The 610-nt window shown below is 49.7% G+C and carries 2 protein-coding genes; both read right to left on the reverse strand.

The features are described from left to right. Positions 1-338 (reverse strand): S24 family peptidase (locus ACOI7Z_RS27305; RefSeq protein ID WP_032428144.1); only part of this gene is annotated, 338 nt, incomplete at its 3' end. A 2-nt stretch (positions 339-340) separates the two neighbouring features. After that, positions 341-580: a hypothetical protein gene (locus ACOI7Z_RS27310; protein ID WP_001549892.1), complete on the reverse strand. Its 240-nt coding sequence runs from the start codon at positions 578-580 to the stop codon at positions 341-343. Positions 581-610 lie beyond the last annotated feature (30 nt).

A 610-nucleotide genomic window follows, 5' to 3' on the forward strand; every position in this document is an offset into this window, starting at 1 on the left:
ACAATGTGCGTAATGACCCCCCTGACCTCCAACCCGTCCTCATCGTCATCAGGTATAGCCCTGAAGTTATCCAGCTTATCGAGTTCCTGGAGACACCGCTTGGGGTGTAGTCGCAATCGCATGATCCTGAATTCTTGTTCCAGGACACAGAGCACCAAAGACCCGTCAACGGGCGTGCCCCCAAAATCTACTATGAGCAGCGCACCAGGCTTTATCCCTTCCCGGAAAGAGTAGGTATCACTTCGAAAAAAGAATACTCCCGGCGCTCCTGTATTACAGTGCTGATCGAGTGACAGCCTGTTTTCCTGGTAGTCGGTTGCTGGCGATGGAAAACCCATTTTTAACGGCCTCCGTTGGGGTTAAAAAGCATGAATGTCCGGTTCTCTCCTTCCTGAGTGGAAATGTCTTTAAAAACGGTCACGTAGGTTTCAATCCACTGATTTGCTTGGCGACAACTCCAGTGAAAATTAATCAGCGCAAGCTGGCTGACAAAGGCTTCTGTCGTAACTGTCTGACGACCGTTCGGCTCACGCTTAATGCTCGCACGCCAGGCTGAGTCAATTTCATAGTGTCTAGGCATGAAAAACCTCCGATCAATATAGCTGTATGC

Source organism: Klebsiella sp. C283, assembly GCF_048822555.1.
GTDB lineage: Bacteria > Pseudomonadota > Gammaproteobacteria > Enterobacterales > Enterobacteriaceae > Klebsiella > Klebsiella quasipneumoniae.

Excerpts from the sequence above, each read along its gene's own strand:
- ACOI7Z_RS27310 (WP_001549892.1), bottom strand. The coding sequence starts at position 580 with ATGCCTAGACACTATGAAATTGACTCAGCCTGGCGTGCGAGCATTAAG.